17 protein-coding genes and 1 pseudogene are annotated in these 15539 nt (G+C 69.4%); 6 read left to right on the forward strand and 12 right to left on the reverse strand.

The annotated features are described in order from the left end of the window. Window positions 1-72 precede the first annotated feature (72 nt). Window positions 73-1140 carry a WxL protein peptidoglycan domain-containing protein gene (locus tag NIE79_RS19965; RefSeq protein ID WP_238680005.1) on the forward strand — a complete coding sequence of 356 codons (1068 nt, stop codon included), beginning with the start codon at window positions 73-75 and terminating at the stop codon, window positions 1138-1140. 12 nt (window positions 1141-1152) lie between these two features. Here NIE79_RS19965 and NIE79_RS19970 read toward each other — a convergent pair whose 3' ends face one another. After that, entirely contained in the window at window positions 1153-1941 is a 789-nt protein-coding gene (locus NIE79_RS19970) for a YoaK family protein (protein WP_238680006.1), read from the reverse strand. Between the two features lie 145 nt (window positions 1942-2086). On the opposite strand from NIE79_RS19970, the gene NIE79_RS19975 reads away from it, so the two are divergent. After that, the gene (locus NIE79_RS19975) at window positions 2087-3058 is read left to right on the forward strand and encodes a quinone oxidoreductase family protein (RefSeq protein WP_238680007.1); all 972 of its coding nucleotides are present in this window, start codon (window positions 2087-2089) and stop codon (window positions 3056-3058) included. A 17-nt stretch (window positions 3059-3075) separates the two neighbouring features. Here NIE79_RS19975 and NIE79_RS19980 read toward each other — a convergent pair whose 3' ends face one another. Continuing rightward, on the reverse strand, window positions 3076-3546 hold the full coding sequence (locus NIE79_RS19980; protein WP_238680008.1) for a hypothetical protein: 471 nt from the start codon (window positions 3544-3546) through the stop codon (window positions 3076-3078). After that, a pseudogene (locus NIE79_RS19985) lies at window positions 3525-3872 on the reverse strand (IS5 family transposase); the annotation flags it as partial. The gene NIE79_RS19980 and the pseudogene NIE79_RS19985, both read right to left, overlap by 22 nt. Window positions 3873-4170: 298 nt before the next feature. Between NIE79_RS19985 and NIE79_RS19990 the strand changes: the two are divergent. Together NIE79_RS19990 and NIE79_RS19995 are read left to right on the forward strand one after the other, a co-directional pair. Further along, complete coding sequence (locus NIE79_RS19990; RefSeq protein WP_238680010.1) at window positions 4171-4437, forward strand: GDP-mannose 4,6-dehydratase; 267 nt, start codon at window positions 4171-4173, stop codon at window positions 4435-4437. Then, complete coding sequence (locus NIE79_RS19995; protein WP_238680011.1) at window positions 4434-5576, forward strand: acyltransferase family protein; 1143 nt, start codon at window positions 4434-4436, stop codon at window positions 5574-5576. The genes NIE79_RS19990 and NIE79_RS19995 overlap by 4 nt, the downstream gene beginning before the upstream one ends. Before the next feature lie 314 nt (window positions 5577-5890). Here NIE79_RS19995 and NIE79_RS20000 read toward each other — a convergent pair whose 3' ends face one another. The 6 genes from NIE79_RS20000 to NIE79_RS20025 all read right to left on the reverse strand — a co-directional run bounded on the left by NIE79_RS20000 (window position 5891) and on the right by NIE79_RS20025 (window position 11918). Then, entirely contained in the window at window positions 5891-7240 is a 1350-nt protein-coding gene (locus NIE79_RS20000; RefSeq protein WP_238680012.1) for a hypothetical protein, read from the reverse strand. A 453-nt stretch (window positions 7241-7693) separates the two neighbouring features. Next, window positions 7694-8284: an HAD family hydrolase gene (locus NIE79_RS20005; protein WP_238680013.1), complete on the reverse strand. Its 591-nt coding sequence runs from the start codon at window positions 8282-8284 to the stop codon at window positions 7694-7696. Between the two features lie 16 nt (window positions 8285-8300). Beyond that, entirely contained in the window at window positions 8301-9557 is a 1257-nt protein-coding gene (locus tag NIE79_RS20010; RefSeq protein ID WP_238680020.1) for an RNA polymerase sigma factor, read from the reverse strand. 2 nt (window positions 9558-9559) lie between these two features. Beyond that, on the reverse strand, window positions 9560-9907 hold the full coding sequence (locus tag NIE79_RS20015) for a YciI family protein (protein ID WP_210782759.1): 348 nt from the start codon (window positions 9905-9907) through the stop codon (window positions 9560-9562). Between the two features lie 108 nt (window positions 9908-10015). Next, window positions 10016-11227 carry a low temperature requirement protein A gene (locus NIE79_RS20020; RefSeq protein ID WP_238680014.1) on the reverse strand — a complete coding sequence of 404 codons (1212 nt, stop codon included), beginning with the start codon at window positions 11225-11227 and terminating at the stop codon, window positions 10016-10018. Between the two features lie 31 nt (window positions 11228-11258). Beyond that, complete coding sequence (locus tag NIE79_RS20025) at window positions 11259-11918, reverse strand: winged helix-turn-helix transcriptional regulator (protein ID WP_238680015.1); 660 nt, start codon at window positions 11916-11918, stop codon at window positions 11259-11261. 72 nt (window positions 11919-11990) lie between these two features. Here NIE79_RS20025 and NIE79_RS20030 point away from each other — a divergent pair, with 72 nt between their 5' ends. Further along, window positions 11991-12713, forward strand: a complete 723-nt coding sequence (locus NIE79_RS20030) for a hypothetical protein (protein ID WP_238680016.1) — start codon at window positions 11991-11993, stop codon at window positions 12711-12713. 54 nt (window positions 12714-12767) lie between these two features. Here NIE79_RS20030 and trpS read toward each other — a convergent pair whose 3' ends face one another. The 3 genes from trpS to NIE79_RS20045 form a co-directional block, all read right to left on the reverse strand. Further along, window positions 12768-13826, reverse strand: a complete 1059-nt coding sequence (gene trpS, locus NIE79_RS20035; RefSeq protein WP_238680017.1) for a tryptophan--tRNA ligase — start codon at window positions 13824-13826, stop codon at window positions 12768-12770. 88 nt (window positions 13827-13914) lie between these two features. Then, the gene (locus tag NIE79_RS20040; RefSeq protein ID WP_238680018.1) at window positions 13915-14091 is read right to left on the reverse strand and encodes a hypothetical protein; all 177 of its coding nucleotides are present in this window, start codon (window positions 14089-14091) and stop codon (window positions 13915-13917) included. Between the two features lie 4 nt (window positions 14092-14095). Next, entirely contained in the window at window positions 14096-14566 is a 471-nt protein-coding gene (locus NIE79_RS20045) for a PRC-barrel domain-containing protein (protein ID WP_238680019.1), read from the reverse strand. 148 nt (window positions 14567-14714) lie between these two features. Between NIE79_RS20045 and NIE79_RS20050 the strand changes: the two genes are divergently transcribed. After that, window positions 14715-14969 (forward strand): SCO4848 family membrane protein, encoded by a 255-nt coding sequence (locus NIE79_RS20050; protein ID WP_091397045.1) that lies wholly within the window; start codon window positions 14715-14717, stop codon window positions 14967-14969. Window positions 14970-15539: the final 570 nt, after the last annotated feature.

Here is a 15539-nt window from a genome sequence, read left to right on the forward strand (position 1 = left end):
GCGGGGTAGGCACCTTCGGGGCCTACCCCGCCACCGGTTCACCCACTACCAAGATCACCACAAGGACTTGAGATGCAACCGTCCGTAACTCGCTGGAAGACAGCCCTCCGTACCATCGCGCTCTCCCTGCTCGCCGTCGTCGCGGCCGCCGGTGTCGGTGCCGGTCCCGCCCTGGCTGCGGACGGCAACGTCGCCTGGACGGTCCGGACGGCCTCCAACGGCTACGGCGAGGCCCGGTCCAGCTACAGCTACAACGTCAACCCGGGCGGTGCCGTCGAGGACGCCATGGTCGTTGCCAACCGCGGCCCGGCGCCGCTGACCCTCTCCGTGTACGCGGCCGACGGCTTCACCACCGACGCCGGCCAGCTCGACCTGCTCACCAGGGACAAGAAGTCCATCGCGATCGGCGCCTGGGTGAAGCCGAACGCCGGCAGCGTGGTGATCCAGCCCGGAAAGACCGCCCAGGTCCCCTTCACTGTCGGTGTTCCGGAGAACGCCACGCCCGGGGACTACGTCGGTGGCATCCTCACCACGCTGACCCAGGCCGACCAGGCTGAGGGGATCAACGTCGACCGGCGCCTCGGCATCCGGATCAAGTTGCGGGTGGGCGGTGAGCTGAAGCCGAACCTCGCGATCGAGAACCTCCACGTCACGTACGCCGGACCGACCAACCCGTTCAGCAAGGGTGACGCCACCATCACCTACAAGGTCCACAACGTCGGCAACGCGGCCCTGTCCGGTAAGCAGGCGGTGAGCGTCTCGGGCCCGTTCGGCCTGCTGCGGGCGCGGGCTGAGGACGTGGCCGCGCCGCCGGAACTGCTCCCGGGTGAGAGCTGGGACGTGTCGGTCCCCGTACACGGGGTGGCTCCCGCCATCTCGCTGGCCGCGACCGCGACAGTGACACCCCTGCTCACCGACGCCTCGGGCTCCACCACAGCGCTCAAGCCGGTCCAGGTCACCGCGCACGGCTGGGCCCTGCCCTGGATGCTGGTGCTGGTGCTCGTCGTGCTGATCGCCGTGCTCGTCGGGGCGTACCTGTTCCGACGCCGCAACCGGGCACAGCGCAAGGCGCGCGAGGACGCCCGCGTCCGCAACGCCGTCGAGCAGGCGCTTCGTGGCCCGGAGCCGCTGACCTCCTGATCGCGGCTCCGGTCAACTCGGCTGGCTTCGGCCGGCGGCGGTTCTCGCCCGCTGGGTCAAACCGATCGCGAACGCGATGACGGCGACCACCAGCACCGCCGCCGGCACGGATGCCCAGGTCGGGGCCGTACGCAGCACCACGGTGCCGAGTACGGCGCCGACCACCAGCCCCGCCAGCCGGCCGATGCCACCCACGTCGGCGAACCGGTGCGGGTCGACGACGCGACGCCGGACCAACTCGGTCAGCGAGCCGGTCAGGTAGGTGGTCGACGCACCCCGCACTCCGGCGGCCACGGTGATCACGCTCTGGATGCCGCTCGACACGGCCGCCATCGCCAGCAGCACGAGCCCGAAGCCGTACCCGGGACGTGCCGAGCAGGCCAGCCAGCCCACTGTGAAGCCGAGCAGCAGCACCGCCTCGGCCGATGTCACCACAGCGGTACGGCGGTTCCAACCCGGCGGGGTGTGGCGCAACGGCACAGTGGCAGCGGCCACGCCCACCGCGTACCCGCCAACCGCCACCACCGCACCCGAGAGCGACCGGGTGTCGGCAGTGGCGAGCGCGTGGCCGAAGTGCACGAGGTTGCCGGTGATCACGCTGGCGAAGTAGCCGTTGAGCTTCGTCAGACAGATCACGTCGATGCAGCCGGAGGCCGTGGCCAGCCCCACCAGGAGCCAGGCCGTGGCCCGCGTCGACGGAGCGTGCACGATGCCCCTTCCGTCGGTCCTGCGGTCAGCGCGACGCGCCCGGTCCTCGACGTCGAACGCACCCGCGCTCGCGCCCGGCGGGTACGCGGACATTCCCGTGCCCGCCCCGGCTACGCCCGGCGAGGCCCACCGAGCGCGTGCGTTCGTCCTTGTGGGTGAACGACGCTCCGCTCCGGGCCACGCCTGTTCCCGAGCCGGCATGCTGCGACGGTGACGCCGGCACGGAGAGGGAATCCACATGGTTGACGGGGATGTGCCAGAGCGGATGCAGGCCGCGGCCTTCGACGAGTTCGGCGGGCCGGAGGTGATCACCCTGCGGAAGCTGCCGATCCCGCAGGTCGCCGACGACGAGGTGCTGATCAAGGTCCTGAGCGCCGGTGTCGGGGTGTGGGACGCGTACGAGCGGCAGGGCGTGCTGGTGCCGGAGGGCTCGGCGCTCCCGATCGTGCCCGGCTCCGACGGCGCCGGAACCGTCATCGCGGCCGGCGGCAAGGTGACCAGCCTGGCCGTGGGAGACCTGGTCTACGTCTCCGCCACCGCTCGGCCGAAGGGCGGCTTCTACGCCGAGTACGCGTCGGTCAAGGCGGAGTACGCGGCGAAGGTGCCCGACGGTGTGCCCCCCGAGCACGCCGGTGCCATGCCCACCGATGCGCTGACCGCGCTGGCCGGGCTCGACGCGATCAGCCTGTCGGCCGGCGCCTGGTTGCTGATCTTCGGTGCTAGCGGCGGCCAGGGTCACCTGGCCGTGCAGTTGGCGAAGCGGCAGGGGTTGAACGTGATCGCCGTGGCGTCCGGGGCGGACGGTGTCGCGCTGGTGACCCGGCTCGGCGCCGACGTGTCCCTCGACGGCCACGGGGAGATGACCGACGTGCTGGCCCGGATCCGGGACGCGGCGCCGGGCGGGGTGAACGCCATCCTGGCGATGGCCGGCGGCGCCACGCTGGACCGGCTCACCGAGGCGCTGGCCGAGGGCGGGGTGGTCGCGTTCGCCCACGGCGTGCAGCCGGAGCCGCAGGAGCGGCCGGGCGTCATGGTCCGCGCGTACGACGGCGAATCGAGCCCTCGACAGTTGCAGCGCCTCAACGAGCTCATCGAGGCCGGGCCGTTCGTGGTGCACGTCGCGCAGAAGTTCCCACTGGGCAAGGTGCGGGATGCGCACCAGCGCCTACAGACGTCCTACTCCGGCAAGCTCCTGCTGACTGTGGCCTGAGAGGGTGGTTCGGAAGCCTATGTCCGATGTGGGCTTGTCGGTTCGTTAGAGGCCCTGTTGGTGGGGGTTCCGTGGACGACGGTCGCAGTGGCGAGGGTGAACAGGCCGGCCTCGGGTTCGGTGAGGATCTGGCGGGCGACGAGGCGTTTGAGCTTGGCTCGGAGCCCCTCGGTGTCCTTCGCGGTGGTGCCGGTGCCGAGGGCGCGGCAGATGTCCTTGGCGCGCATCGGTGCGGTGGCGCCCTGGAACACGGCGAGGATCTGCTGGTAGGCCGTGCTGGCGACGGTCGGGTCAGTAGGTGCGGCCGCGTCGAGGCGGCCGCCCAGGCTCAGTAGCGTCTTGCGAGTGATGGCCAGTTCGGCCACCTCGGTCTCGGCTGCGGTGAGCTGGTCGGTGAGGGTGGTGATCTGCTCGCGGAGCCGCTCGACGGCGAGGCCGGCGGCGGGTTCGCGTTCGGTGAGCAGGGTCAGCAGCGGCGGCTGGGGCACCGCTGGTGGCCTGGGTCGTGCCAGGACACGGTGGTGGTGCCGGTCAGCCGGCGGACCAAATTAGCCGTGGACGCCCACCAGGTGCGTGACACCGCGCAGGCGGGTCGGCTCTCGTACTCGCGGACCAGGCGGCGGTGCAGCATCAGGGTGCCGTTGGTCTGCTCCACCACCCACCGGCGGGCGATCGGCACGAACACGGCCGTGGTGTCGGAGCGTTTGACCTGTTCGACGTCGATGCCGTTCACCGCGCCGTGGATCTGCACGTCGTCTTTGAAGCCGGCGTCCACCCACGCCTTGGTCACCGTCGGGGTGTGCACCCGAACGGACCCGCCACCCGCCACCCGCGCCATACCTTCAACAGGCCTGACTGACAGAAATGCGAAACGCTCTTTTAGGACCTGCGGGCAGTGGGCGGGCGTTTGGGACAACGAATGAGACATATTTCAGTGACGATTTCTTGATTTTGCTCAGGAAGCAGCTTGCGGGAAATGTGAAGGCGATGGAGTTGCGCCGAGAATCTGGTATAAGGAATTGGCGCATCAACCCGGATCGTTTCAGGTGTGCCGGATGTCCGGGCCACCGCGTGCAGGTCACGCCTCAGGGTCGCCACCTCGAGAGGGACGCATGTCGCGATTGTTACTCATTTTCGAGGTCGCCGGGCAGGGTGTCAGCTACCTGTCAGAACTCCTGCTCGACAAGGGCAACACGGTGCACGGAATCAAAAGAAGATCGTCCAGTTTCAAAACCGGACGTATCAACCAGATTAACATCCAGCCACGACAGTCGGACGCCGACCTCAATTACATCGACCTGAAGCTCGTCGTGGGGCGTATCCGGGCCACGGTGGCGGCGGTCGGTACTCGGTCTGGCCGATCTGGAGCATGCACATGACGCTGACTGCAAGGCCGCTGCGAGAGCAGCACCGCCTATTCGAGGTGGATCTACTCCGGTTCGCCGCCGCCCTGATGGTCGTCCTTCTCCACTACACCTTCAGTCAGGGCCAACTTGAATATGACTTCGCGCCGTCGCTCGGCGCGGTCACTCAGTACGGTTACCTTGGCGTCGAACTGTTCTTCCTTATCAGCGGCATGGTCGTGCTCATGAGCGCGTGGGGACGCATCACGCGCGAGTTCGTAGCGTCGCGGATCTCTCGGCTGTATCCCGCCTTCTGGGTGGCCGTCACTCTCACGGCGGCGATGGTCGCCATTGTGGGACCGCAGGGCCGGAACGACGTCACCGCGGCGCAGTACGCGGCGAACTTGTCAATGTTTCCCCAGCTCGCCAACATCGAGTACGTCGAAAGCGTGTACTGGACGTTGTGGTCCGAGTGGCGGTTCTACCTCATCCTGTTCGCCTTCTCGCTGTTGGGGATCACCGAGCGTCGTACCCACTGGCTGCTTTGGGGCTGGCTCACCGCCAGCGTGGCGCTAGAGGCTTTTCCTGTTCCGCCGGCCGCCCATGCCGCGTTGGCGCTAATTGTCCAGCCCCAGTTCAGCCACTACTTCATCGCTGGCATGGCCCTATACATGGTGCGCCGCTTCGGCTTCACTGCGCGACTGGGCCTCCTGCTGTCGGGGTGCTATGCGAACGCCGTAAAGGAGGCGGACAGTCGGATCGAAGAGTTGGGTGCGGACGGGCTGGCGCCGGCCCTTGTCGTTGCTGCCCTGGTCATCCTGGCGATCTTCGTCGTTATGATCCTCGCAGCGACCGGTGGGTTGCGCTGGATGCGGTGGCCATGGCTGTCCGAACTAGGCGCGATGACATACCCGCTCTATCTGATCCACTTCACTCTAGGTGTTGTTGCCATGAACGCCTTGCTCCCTGCAGTCCATCCCTGGCTGGCGCTGCCGCTAGTGATCGCCGCGATGTGCGGCGCTTCCTGGCTAATCAGCGCGAAGGTGGAGGACAGGGTCCGTCCAGCACTTCACCTGGCGATTCGTCGGCTTCTACGCGTACCGCCGCATAAGATGCCGGAGCAGACGGCCAGCTCTGCTCGTGCCACGGATCAGGCGACTGTCGGCCGTACTTGACCGTCTACCACTCTATGCGGTCTGCCACGTCGCACTGAACGTCCCTCAACTGCACCGACCTACCTGCGGCTCCCCGGTCTCGCAGGTCAAGGCGCGTCAGGCGTCCTGTTTTACACCGGAGTGCTCCGCGATTTGTGCAGGCGTCGAGGGCAGCAGCGCGGGGCTAGAGGTCCCCGTCGTCGCGCGGGTACGAACGGACGATCGCCGCCGCCCGCAACGCAACGCAGCTACGGACTGGGCGAGCGGTCACACCGGTTCGACGATCACCGCCTGCGGGGATCGTCATCGCGCCTCCCCTCCAGCGGCGTAAGGGTCTACCTGTCTGCGCGTACCAGGGTTGGGGCGAGCGCCAGCCGGCGGTGTTGCCCTTGGCTGGGGTTCTGCCACCATGTGCCGACCCGGCCGTCGGTCCTTGCGAGTAGCAGGAGGGTGAGCAGGAGCCACACTACCGTCGCGCACCGGTTCGCGGTGAGGGCAGGCAGCCCGGTTGAGGCACCGATGAGCAGCAGGAGCAGCGCGCCGGTGAATGGTGATTCGGGGCGGTGACTGCGTGCCCGCCACCATCCGACGGTCAGGCTGGCGAGGACGGCGGTGTGCAGGATGACGCCGACAATGCCGGCGACGATCAACGCTTCGACCCAGCCGTTGTCGTAGGCGACCCGCAGCCCCGCTGGCCCCATGCCGGAGGCGGGGGACAGCGACATCACCAGGTCGACGGCCTGCTGCAGGGTGGAGTCGCCGCCGACACGGCCGGCGGTGTACGTGTCGAGCTGGTCGCCCCCGCCGCTGCCCGGGATCAGCCGCTGGGCGAACCGTTGCCCGCGCCACTGATCGAGGTATATATCTGCGGCGAACCAGGCTCCGGCAGATGCCGCACCGAGGGCTACCATCCGCCGGCCTCGACCGTGCGCGAGTAGGGCGTAGGCGATCCCGACCGGAACACCAGCCAGGAGGAAGATTTTCGACACGGACAGGACGCCGCCGACGGTGAGGATAAGCAGTACGGCGGCGAGCTTCGCGACGTGCCGTTGATACAGGTACAGGGCGGCGAGGACGGCCATCGAGTACAGCACCCCGGCCTCGGCGGGCTGGTTGAAGATGCCCGAGTAACGGCCCAGTTGCTCGGCGCGGTCGGCGACGCTTTCCGCTTCGCCGTACCCCCGGAACTGGGCCAACAGGTCGTTCTCCACACCGGCCGCCGACGTGATCGCGATGATCGCGTTTAGCGCCATCGCCAGGACGGTCACCGTGCACACTGCCCGGAGCATCCGCGCCGGGTCCGCACCCACCCCCACGAGCATCGCCACCACGGCAACGACCGCGAAGGGCAGGATCAGGTTGTCGAGCCCGGCGACCAGGTCCCCCGCCTCATGCAGGGTGAAGTTAGGTGGGGGGAACACCAACCCGATCATGGCGACGCCGATGAGGCTGAGGTGCGCCCCCAGCACCCACACGGCGGTGCCGGTGAACCGGGGGCGCAACCACAAACCGAGCGCGCCCAGCATGGCAGCGGACCCGTACACGGCTACCTGCTCGGTACGCAGGCCGGGTGCCAGGTACGGGCCGAACGCGGCGAGCGTAATCGCGGCGACGATGAGCAGCCCGCAGCGGGTGGCGGCCGGTGAGACGGCGGGAGTGACGGTCACGTCCGGTGCAACGAGCACCCTCGTCACCCGTCGCGTGCCGTTACCTGCTTGTCACCGCCACGTGATGAACTCGACGACTCTCGGCGCACCATCGCCGCCCTTACCGGAGGTGACCCGTTCAGCGAAGCGCCGCCACCGGCACCGCCAGCACCGTACAACCCACCGTTACCGCCGGGCTACGCGTCGCCGGACCCAGCATGTATTGGCTGGTCAGCCCCCGAGTGTCGGCGCGGACGGTATTTCCGGGCCGTGTAATGCGATGTAGAGGAAAAGTGCGCCCATGACATGGTCGTAACCGGCGGTGGACGCCCTGGGGCTGATCATCGCGGTCGTGGTCACCGCCCTCGGCACCGGCACCACCGCGAAGGACACCGAGGGGCTCCGAGCCAAGCTCAAACCCCCACCAACAGGGCCTCTAACGAACCGACAAGCCCACATCGGACATAGGCTTCCGAACCACCCTCTGAGACGTCAGGGCGTGCGCTGTTGCGGCACGCGTACCGAAGCCATGCCGGCCGCCGTCGCGGCCTGGATGCCCAGGTCGGTGTCCTCGAAGACCAGGCAGGACTCCGGGGGTACGCCGAGCTGCTCCGCCGCGAGCAGGAACGCCTCCGGGTCGGGCTTGGCCCGGGTGTAGTCGTCGGCGCAGACCAGCACGTCGAACCGGTCCAGCAGGCCGAGCGCGTCCAGGGAGGCGGTGACCGACGCGCGGGTGCTGCCGGAGACGACGGCGAACGGGACCCGCCGGTGCGCGTCGTGGATGTGCGCCAGCACGTCGGGCACGGCAGCGAGCTGCGGCAGCAACTCCTGGTAGTAGCTCTCCCGGCGCTCGACGACGGCCGCCACCGGCATGGCCAGACCCTGCTGCTCGTTCAGCGCGACGATGATGTCGGCGGTGGGCCGCCCACCCCAGGCGTAGAAGAGGTCCTCCGGGAAGTCGCAGCCCCACTCCTCAAGGGCCCGCTGCCAGGCCAGGTAGTGCAGCGGCATCGAGTCGACGATGGTGCCGTCGCAGTCGAACAGGTACGCGGCGAACGGCCCGGGAGGCAGAGGCAGACTCACCCGGGAAGGGTACAGCTCACTCGGTCGTGACGGCTCTCAGCTGGCTGAGCAGGTACGCGCGCTCCGGCTCGGTGCCGACCAGCGTCAACGCGCTGCGGTACGCGGCTGCGGCCTCGTCGTACCTGCCGAGGCGGCGCAGCAGGTCGGCTCGCGCCGCCGGATAGGGGTGGTGGCCGCGCAGCCGAGGCTCGTCGGCCAACTCGTCGAGCAGCGCGAGCCCGGCCGCCGGCCCGTCCCGCATGGCGACCGCGGCGGCCCGGTTGAGCGCCACGATCGGTGAGGGCACCAGGCCGAGCAGCACCTCGTAGAGGGCCACCACCTGCGGCCAGTCGGTGCTTGCCACGTCGGCGGCCTCGTCGTGCAGTGCGGCGATGGCGGCCTGCACGCCGTACGGGCCGGGCGCTCGGCCGGTCAGCGCGACCACCACCAGGCCGCGCCCCTCCTCGATCATGGGCCGGTCCCAGCGCCCCCGATCCTGGTCGTCGAGAAGGATCATGGCACCGTCCGGCCCGGTACGCGCGTCCCGTCGGGCGTGGACCAGCAGCATCAGGCCGAGCAGCCCGGCGACCTCCCGCTCGGCCGGCAGCAGCCGACGCAGGATCCGGCCCAGCCGGATGGCCTCCTCGGCCAGGTCGATCCGTTGCAGGTCCGGGCCGGAGCTGGCCGCGTACCCCTCGGTGAAGACCGAGTAGACGGCCTGAAGCACGGTGGGCAGGCGACCGGGCAGCTCGTCGGGGCCCGGCACCCGGAACGGGATGCGCGCGTCGCGGATCTTCCGCTTGGCGCGGACCAGTCGTTGGGCCATGGTGGCCGGCGGCACCAGGAAGGCCCGCGCGACTTCGGTGGTGGTGAGGCCGGCCAGGAACCGCAGAGTGAGCGCGCCGCGATCCTGCGCGGCCAGCGCCGGGTGCGCACAGGTGAAGAAGAGCGCCAACCGGTCGTCGGGCAGGTCGCGGTCCGCGTCGGCGGGCGGCGCGTGATCGGCCCGCTCGGCCTCCGCCTGCAGTACGGCGAGCCGGGTCGCCAGCACCCGGTCGCGACGCAGCCGGTCCACGGCCCGACGCCGAGCCGTGGTGAGCAGCCAGGCGCCCGGCCGGCTCGGCACGCCGTCGGTCGGCCAGTGCATCAGTGCCGCCTCGATGGCCTCGGAGGTGACCTCCTCGGCCAGGTCGAGGTCGCCGAAGCGGCGCACGAGCGAGGCGAGCAGCCGGCCGCGTTCCTCCCGGAACACCGCCTCCACCGACGACCCGATGGCCGCCCCCTCGGCCGGCACTGTCACCCCTGCATGTCGATCTCGAAGATCGGACGGACCTGGACCGATCCGGTGCCGATGGCTCCGGGGCTGCGGGCCGCCCAGTCCAGCGCGGCGTCGAGGTCCGGCACGTCGATGACGTCGTACCCGCCAAGCAGCTCTCGGGTCTCGGCGAACGGCCCGTCGGTGATCGTGCGCTCGCCGTCCGGGCCGACCTGCACAGTGGTGCAGGTGGTCAGGTCCTGCAGGGGGTGCCCGGAGACCCAGACCCCGGCGTCCTTCATCTCCCGGTCGTAGCGGATCCAGTCCTCGAAGCTGCACCCGTTGTCGACGACCTCCCCGTCAACCATGGGGCTCATGAACAGCAGCATGTACTTCACGTTTCGGCTCCTCTCGGTGCGGCAAGTCGCCGTACAGCATGACGACGATCGCGGGCCGGGGATATCGACACGGCGCGGCAGGTTTTTGGATGGCGTTGCTCAGGAGGGGTCCGGCTGTGCCGTGTCGGGTCGATCGTCGCGTCGGTCCATCCGTCGCTCGAACCAGGTCACCCCGATCAGGAAGGCGGTCAGCACTGTGAGCGCCGCCAGTGGCGGCAGGGACCGGCCGATCGGCAGCAGGGCCAGTGCCAGCAGCGCGGCGAGGACCTGCGCCGGGTACACCGCGCCAACGGTCAGCCGGCGGAAGACCAACCTGCTGAGCAGGTAGAGGGCGGCGCCTCCGTAGAGCGCTGTGGCGGCCTCCCAACCCAGCCGGCCGGGGTGCGCGGACTCCTCGGTGAGCTGGGCGATCACCTCCGCGATGCCGAGCGCTACGTAGATGGCGCCGATGATCAGCGGGGAGTGCCCGAGGCCGTACGCGTCGCCGGCCACGCTGGCCCGTCGCTCACCCGGCACAGTGCTGACTGCCCTCCGCGCGGCGGGGGCCAGCCGATCGAAGTAGAGCCACCACAGGCAGACCGTGCTGGTGAGGCCGAGCAGCGCGGCCAGCACTGCCGCACCGACCGGTGCCATCGTCCGTGGCCCTTCGCCGGCCGAGATCAACGACTCGCCCAGCGCGATGATGAGCACCAGGCCGAACCGCTCGGTGAAGTGGTCCACGCTGCGCAGTTGCCACGGCCGGAAGGCGGACGCGATCCGCGCGCCGCCGATGTCGACAAGCAACGCGGCCGTCCAGAGCGCCGTCTGGGCCGCGCCGCCGAGCAGCGCGCCGACGACCAGCGGGAGCCACGCAAGGATCACCGGCACGCTGAAGAAGCGCAGCGTCGAGCGCAGTGGCGGGTTCGTCGCGCTCACCCAGAACAGGATCACCAGCTGCACGGCCCGGCCGACCACGTAGGCCAGGGCGAGGGTGAGCGGCGCGTCGAGCAGCCCCGGGCTCTGTTTCCAGGCGTCCGGCAGCACCAGCGCGGCCACGAAGATCGCCGCCATCGCGACCAGGGTGGCCGCGCGGACCAGGCCGACGTCCGGCCGGACCAGGTTTCCGACCCAGGTGTACGGGCCCCAGGAGTAGAGCAGCAGGAGCAGCAGAAGTAGCCCCTGGGCCAGGGTGAGCGCGCTCGGCGACCCCGCCATGAACGTGATGACCCGGGTGAGCGCGAAGACGAAGACCAGATCGAAGAAGATCTCGAACATCGTGGTCCGGTGCGCCGCTCCCGCCGGCACCGGATCAATGTCGAGAATCCTCCTCATTCTCGCATTCTGCGCTATATCGGTCGGCGGTTCATCCGGTCCACTCGCCCTGCGCCGCTCCGAAGAGCAGGAAGAACCGCTCGGCCGCCGTCGTGTCGCCGTGCACCTCAATCTCGCCTGCGGAGATCGCCGACCGCAGCGGCGTGCCGCCGAACATCAGGTCCCGCAGTGCTCGGACCGTGCCGGTGACCGTGACGTCGACAGGGCCCGACCGGCCACGGACCACGCTGATCCCACTCGGGGACACCCCCACCTCGAAGGCGTCGGCACCCACCTGCAACCGGAGTCGAGCGGTCACCGGCGCGTCGGTCGGTGGCCGATAGAGGGCCTTCAGTAACAGCATGAACGCGTCAGTGCTCATCTCGACGTCGGGCTCCGCGGGCAGGCCGGCGCCCCAGCGCGACAGCGCGATCAGTGTCGGCTCCAGTTGCTGACCGCGCTCGGTCAGCTCGTACGCGTGCACGCTGGCCGGCGGCCCGAGCTGCACCCGCTGGACGATGCCGGACTGCTCCAGCTCCCGCAACCGCTGGCTGAGCACGTTCTGGCTCGCCTTCGGCAGACCGGCCCGCAGATCGCCGAAACGCTTCGGGCCGAACACCAACTCTCGGACAATCAACAGCGCCCAGCGCTCGCCGACGATGTCCATCGTGCGCGCCGCCCCGCAGGCGTCCTGGTAAGTCCGCTGAGTCACATCGCCATCGTAGTCGGCGTCCACCGAGCAGTGCTAACGTCGGACCATCTAGTCCTAACTTAGGAGCACATCGTGGATGCACTGCTCGCCAAGGTGATCGAGCGCCACGGCGGCCTCGACCGCTGGAACACCGCGTCGACCCTCACCACCCGGCTCACCTACGGCGGCCCGTTCTGGGCGTTCAAGGGCCGCCCCGACTTCGACAGCACCGAACTGGTCGAGGCCGACCTGCACCGGGAACGGATCCGCCACGTCCAGGAGGGCACCGGCCAGGTCACCGAATACGACATTGACACCGACCGGGTCACCGTCACCGCTGCCGACGGCAGCCTGATCGACGAGCTGACGAACCCCCGGGCCAGCTTTGCCGGCTACACCGGGGAGAGCCAGTGGTCGCTCGCCCAGGCGGCCTACTTCCGTGGCTACGCCACCTGGCACTACCTCGTCGAGCCGTTCCTGTTCACCTGGCCGGGTGTCGAGGCGCGCGAGGTCGAGCCGTGGACGGAGGACGGCGAGTCGTGGCGCGTACTGCGCGTCACGTTCCCCGAGAGCCTGCACACCCACACCGACACCCAGCTGTACTACTTCGACGACGGCGGGCTGCTCCGGCGCATGGACTACCAGCCGGTGGTCAACGGCTCCTCCCGGGTCGCGCACTACGTCAGCGGAGCAACCGAGGTCGACGGGCTGGTCGTGCCGACGCGACGCCGGATCCACCTCCGCCAGGAGGACAACACCCCGGACCTCTCCTGGACACCGATCACCCTGGACCTGGCTGACGTCCGGATCCGCTGAGACCCCGATGGTGTCGCAGCGGACCCGGCGCCACGTCGACCGGACGCCCTGGCCTCAGGTCGAGGCGTCCGTCCGGCGTCGGCTCCGCTCAGCCCGCCGCCGCACCCGCTGGTACGCGCCGGTCAGCCCCATCGCGCGGCGTACCTCGAGCATCGTCTGGCGTACCTCCTGACGGGTCCGTTCCGTGCCCTCGACGATCAGTCGGTCGACCAGGCCCCGGTCGGCTTCGATCTCGGCCCGGCGCTGCCGGATCGGCGCCAGGAACCCCTCCAGCGCGACGATCAGCCGTTCCTTGACCTCCACGTCACCCACCCGCCCGGCCCGGTACCGCAGGGCAAGGTCAGCCACCTCGTCGTGGTCCGGATTGAAAACCTCGTGGTACGCGAAGACCGGGTTGCCTTCCACGGTGCCCGGCACGTCGGCCCGCACCCGGTTCGGGTCGGTGTACATGCCGAGCACCTTGCGCCGCACCGTCGCCGCGTCGTCGGAGAGCGCGATCGAGTTGCCCCGGCTCTTGCTCATCTTGGCGGCGCCGTCGGTCCCCACCAGGCTCGGCGTGTCAGCCGGGATCAACTCGGGCACCGGGAAGACGGGGCCGTACAGGTGGTTGAACCGCCGGGCTATCTCCCTGGTGACCTCGACGTGTGCGGCGTTGTCCCGGCCGACCGGAACCACATCCCCCTTGACGCAGAGGATGTCCGCGGCCTGGAGCACCGGATAACCCAGCAGCCCGTACGGCATCTCCTCCTTGCCGGCGTCGCGGGCCATGTCCTTGAGTGATGGCACCCGTTCCAGCCGGGGCACCGTCACCAGGTTCTGGAGGAGGGTGTTGAGGTCGCCGACCTCGGGGATGGCCGACTGGAGGTAGAAGGTGGCCCGGTCCGGGTCGACGCCGGCGGCGAGAATGTCGGTCACCATCTCCCGGGCGTTGCCGGAGACCTGGTCGATGTCCTCCCGGCGGTTGCGGGTGGTGAGCATGTGCAGGTCGGCGATGATGAAGAAGCTCTCGTAGCGCCGGTGCAGCCGTACCCGGTTGGCGATGCTGCCGACGTAGTGGCCGAGGTGCAGGCGGCCGGTGGGCCGGTCGCCGGTGAGCATTCGTGCGACGGACATGGTGGTGCCTCTCGTATCCGAGGGTGGGTCACGCGTGGGCGCGCGCCGAGCAGGGCTAACTCAGCCCTGCTCGGTCAGCGGGAACGACTCAGCGAGTCGCCCGCCATCGCGCGCCGGCGCGAAACCGCAGACCATCGGCACGGAGGACGTTCAGAAGTTGCTCGCGGCCATCGCCGGAGCTGGTCGGTGTCTCGGGCACGGCACCGAGGAACTGGCCGTCGACCAGATCGACCGCCTCGGCTGCGCAGTTGCCCGTCCGGACCACGGCCTCAGATTACCCGCGGGATGGCGCCGGGAGGGGGAAGGTAGCTGTCGGCGTAGTAGGTGCCGACACGTTCCCGGTACTCCTGGTCGGCCGAAACCTGATCGAACGGTGGGGCGTCCTTGATCTGCTGGCGGGTCCGGTCTACGTGCACGACACGTTCCTGGTGATCAACCCGGTCCACAGTTCCGGCCGGCAGCAACACCTTCTGGCCGAAGATCCACGGCCCGGTGTCCACCACCAGGTGCCCGGCGTCCGCCTCGTCGCTCGTCTCGTCGATGGTGCCGATGCGCCCGTCGCTCGCCTGCACCTGATAACCCACCAGGTCGACGGGGGTGCCCGGGCCGGGGGCATCCGGGCCGTCGTGCCCATCCCCCTGACCCTCCGGAGGGGTGACCGACGGGGTGGTCTGCGTGTACCCGCCAGCCAGGGCGGATGGATCACGCCAGGCCCAGGGGTTGAAGATCGAGGGTTGCATGGGGCACCTCCAGGGGACGGTCCTCAGCTGTCCCCCTTCGCAGTGCCCATCCCGCTGACGCCGGAAACAGGCTCCTGTCCAGGCGTGGCAGTGCGTTCGCTTCCCGCCGCCGGCCCGCTGAGCAGATGCGCTGGCATACTCGGCTGCCATGGTGCTGTCGCGAGGGTGGAGTCTCTTCCTGGTCGGAGTGGGCGTCTGGACCTGGGTGATCTGGCCGAGGTTCGCGGTGGCCATCTGGCAGGACCCGCGGTCCTGGGCGTCCGGCACGGTCGCCGACGGCGCAGCCACCAGCTTCCTGTGGGTGCACGCGCTGCTGATCGCCGCGTCCCTGGCGATCGGCACCACCGCCGGCGTTCTCGGCGTCCGGGCCTGGCTCGCCGCCCGGCGGCGGCAGCCGTCCTGATCGCCGCCACTCCTGCGGAGAGGGCCGGTCGGCGCCCCCAACTACCGAGGGTCGCCGAGCCTCCTGTTGCCGGAACGCTCTGACCTGGGGAAACCGGTCGGACGCGCGAATGTGACGCGCGCCGCTACCCGTGGATTTGACGATCAAACCCGCAGACGCGTAACTTTCTCTCTGTCAGCGCGGAACGGGGCAAACGGGACGAAGGTCCTAGAGCACCGGAACGAGCTGGCAACCGGGTCAAGCAGGGGTTCGCTCCTGCAAGACGCGGTCCGGGCGGGGCTTGCCGGATCGGCCGCGAGGCGGATTTGGTGCGGCGAAGCCGACCGGGTAAGGTTCACGACCGGCAGGGAACCGGGCGAGACTGCGGGAAACCGCAGCGGCCGGTCTGCCGAATCCGACGACCTGACGCAGCGGTTCGCTGCTGCGTGAGTGCGCCGGCGCTGACCCGTACGAAGCATGACAGACCGGGACACACGGTTTGACACGGCGAAGACGGTGAGGTAACGTAGTAAAAGTGCCCGGCGCGAGAGCGACGGGGACACGGTACGGATAGCCCCGGGTTGGGGTTCC

Origin of the sequence: Micromonospora trifolii (assembly GCF_022229005.1) — a bacterium.
GTDB lineage: Bacteria > Actinomycetota > Actinomycetes > Mycobacteriales > Micromonosporaceae > Micromonospora > Micromonospora trifolii.

Excerpts from the sequence above, each read along its gene's own strand:
- NIE79_RS19965 (WP_238680005.1), top strand. The coding sequence starts at position 73 with ATGCAACCGTCCGTAACTCGCTGGAAGACAGCCCTCCGTACCATCGCG.
- NIE79_RS19970 (WP_238680006.1), bottom strand. The coding sequence starts at position 1,941 with ATGTCCGCGTACCCGCCGGGCGCGAGCGCGGGTGCGTTCGACGTCGAG.
- NIE79_RS19975 (WP_238680007.1), top strand. The coding sequence starts at position 2,087 with ATGGTTGACGGGGATGTGCCAGAGCGGATGCAGGCCGCGGCCTTCGAC.
- NIE79_RS19990 (WP_238680010.1), top strand. The coding sequence starts at position 4,171 with ATGTCGCGATTGTTACTCATTTTCGAGGTCGCCGGGCAGGGTGTCAGC.
- NIE79_RS19995 (WP_238680011.1), top strand. The coding sequence starts at position 4,434 with ATGACGCTGACTGCAAGGCCGCTGCGAGAGCAGCACCGCCTATTCGAG.
- NIE79_RS20015 (WP_210782759.1), bottom strand. The coding sequence starts at position 9,907 with ATGCTGCTGTTCATGAGCCCCATGGTTGACGGGGAGGTCGTCGACAAC.
- NIE79_RS20020 (WP_238680014.1), bottom strand. The coding sequence starts at position 11,227 with ATGAGGAGGATTCTCGACATTGATCCGGTGCCGGCGGGAGCGGCGCAC.
- trpS (WP_238680017.1), bottom strand. The coding sequence starts at position 13,826 with ATGTCCGTCGCACGAATGCTCACCGGCGACCGGCCCACCGGCCGCCTG.
- NIE79_RS20045 (WP_238680019.1), bottom strand. The coding sequence starts at position 14,566 with ATGCAACCCTCGATCTTCAACCCCTGGGCCTGGCGTGATCCATCCGCC.
- NIE79_RS20050 (WP_091397045.1), top strand. The coding sequence starts at position 14,715 with ATGGTGCTGTCGCGAGGGTGGAGTCTCTTCCTGGTCGGAGTGGGCGTC.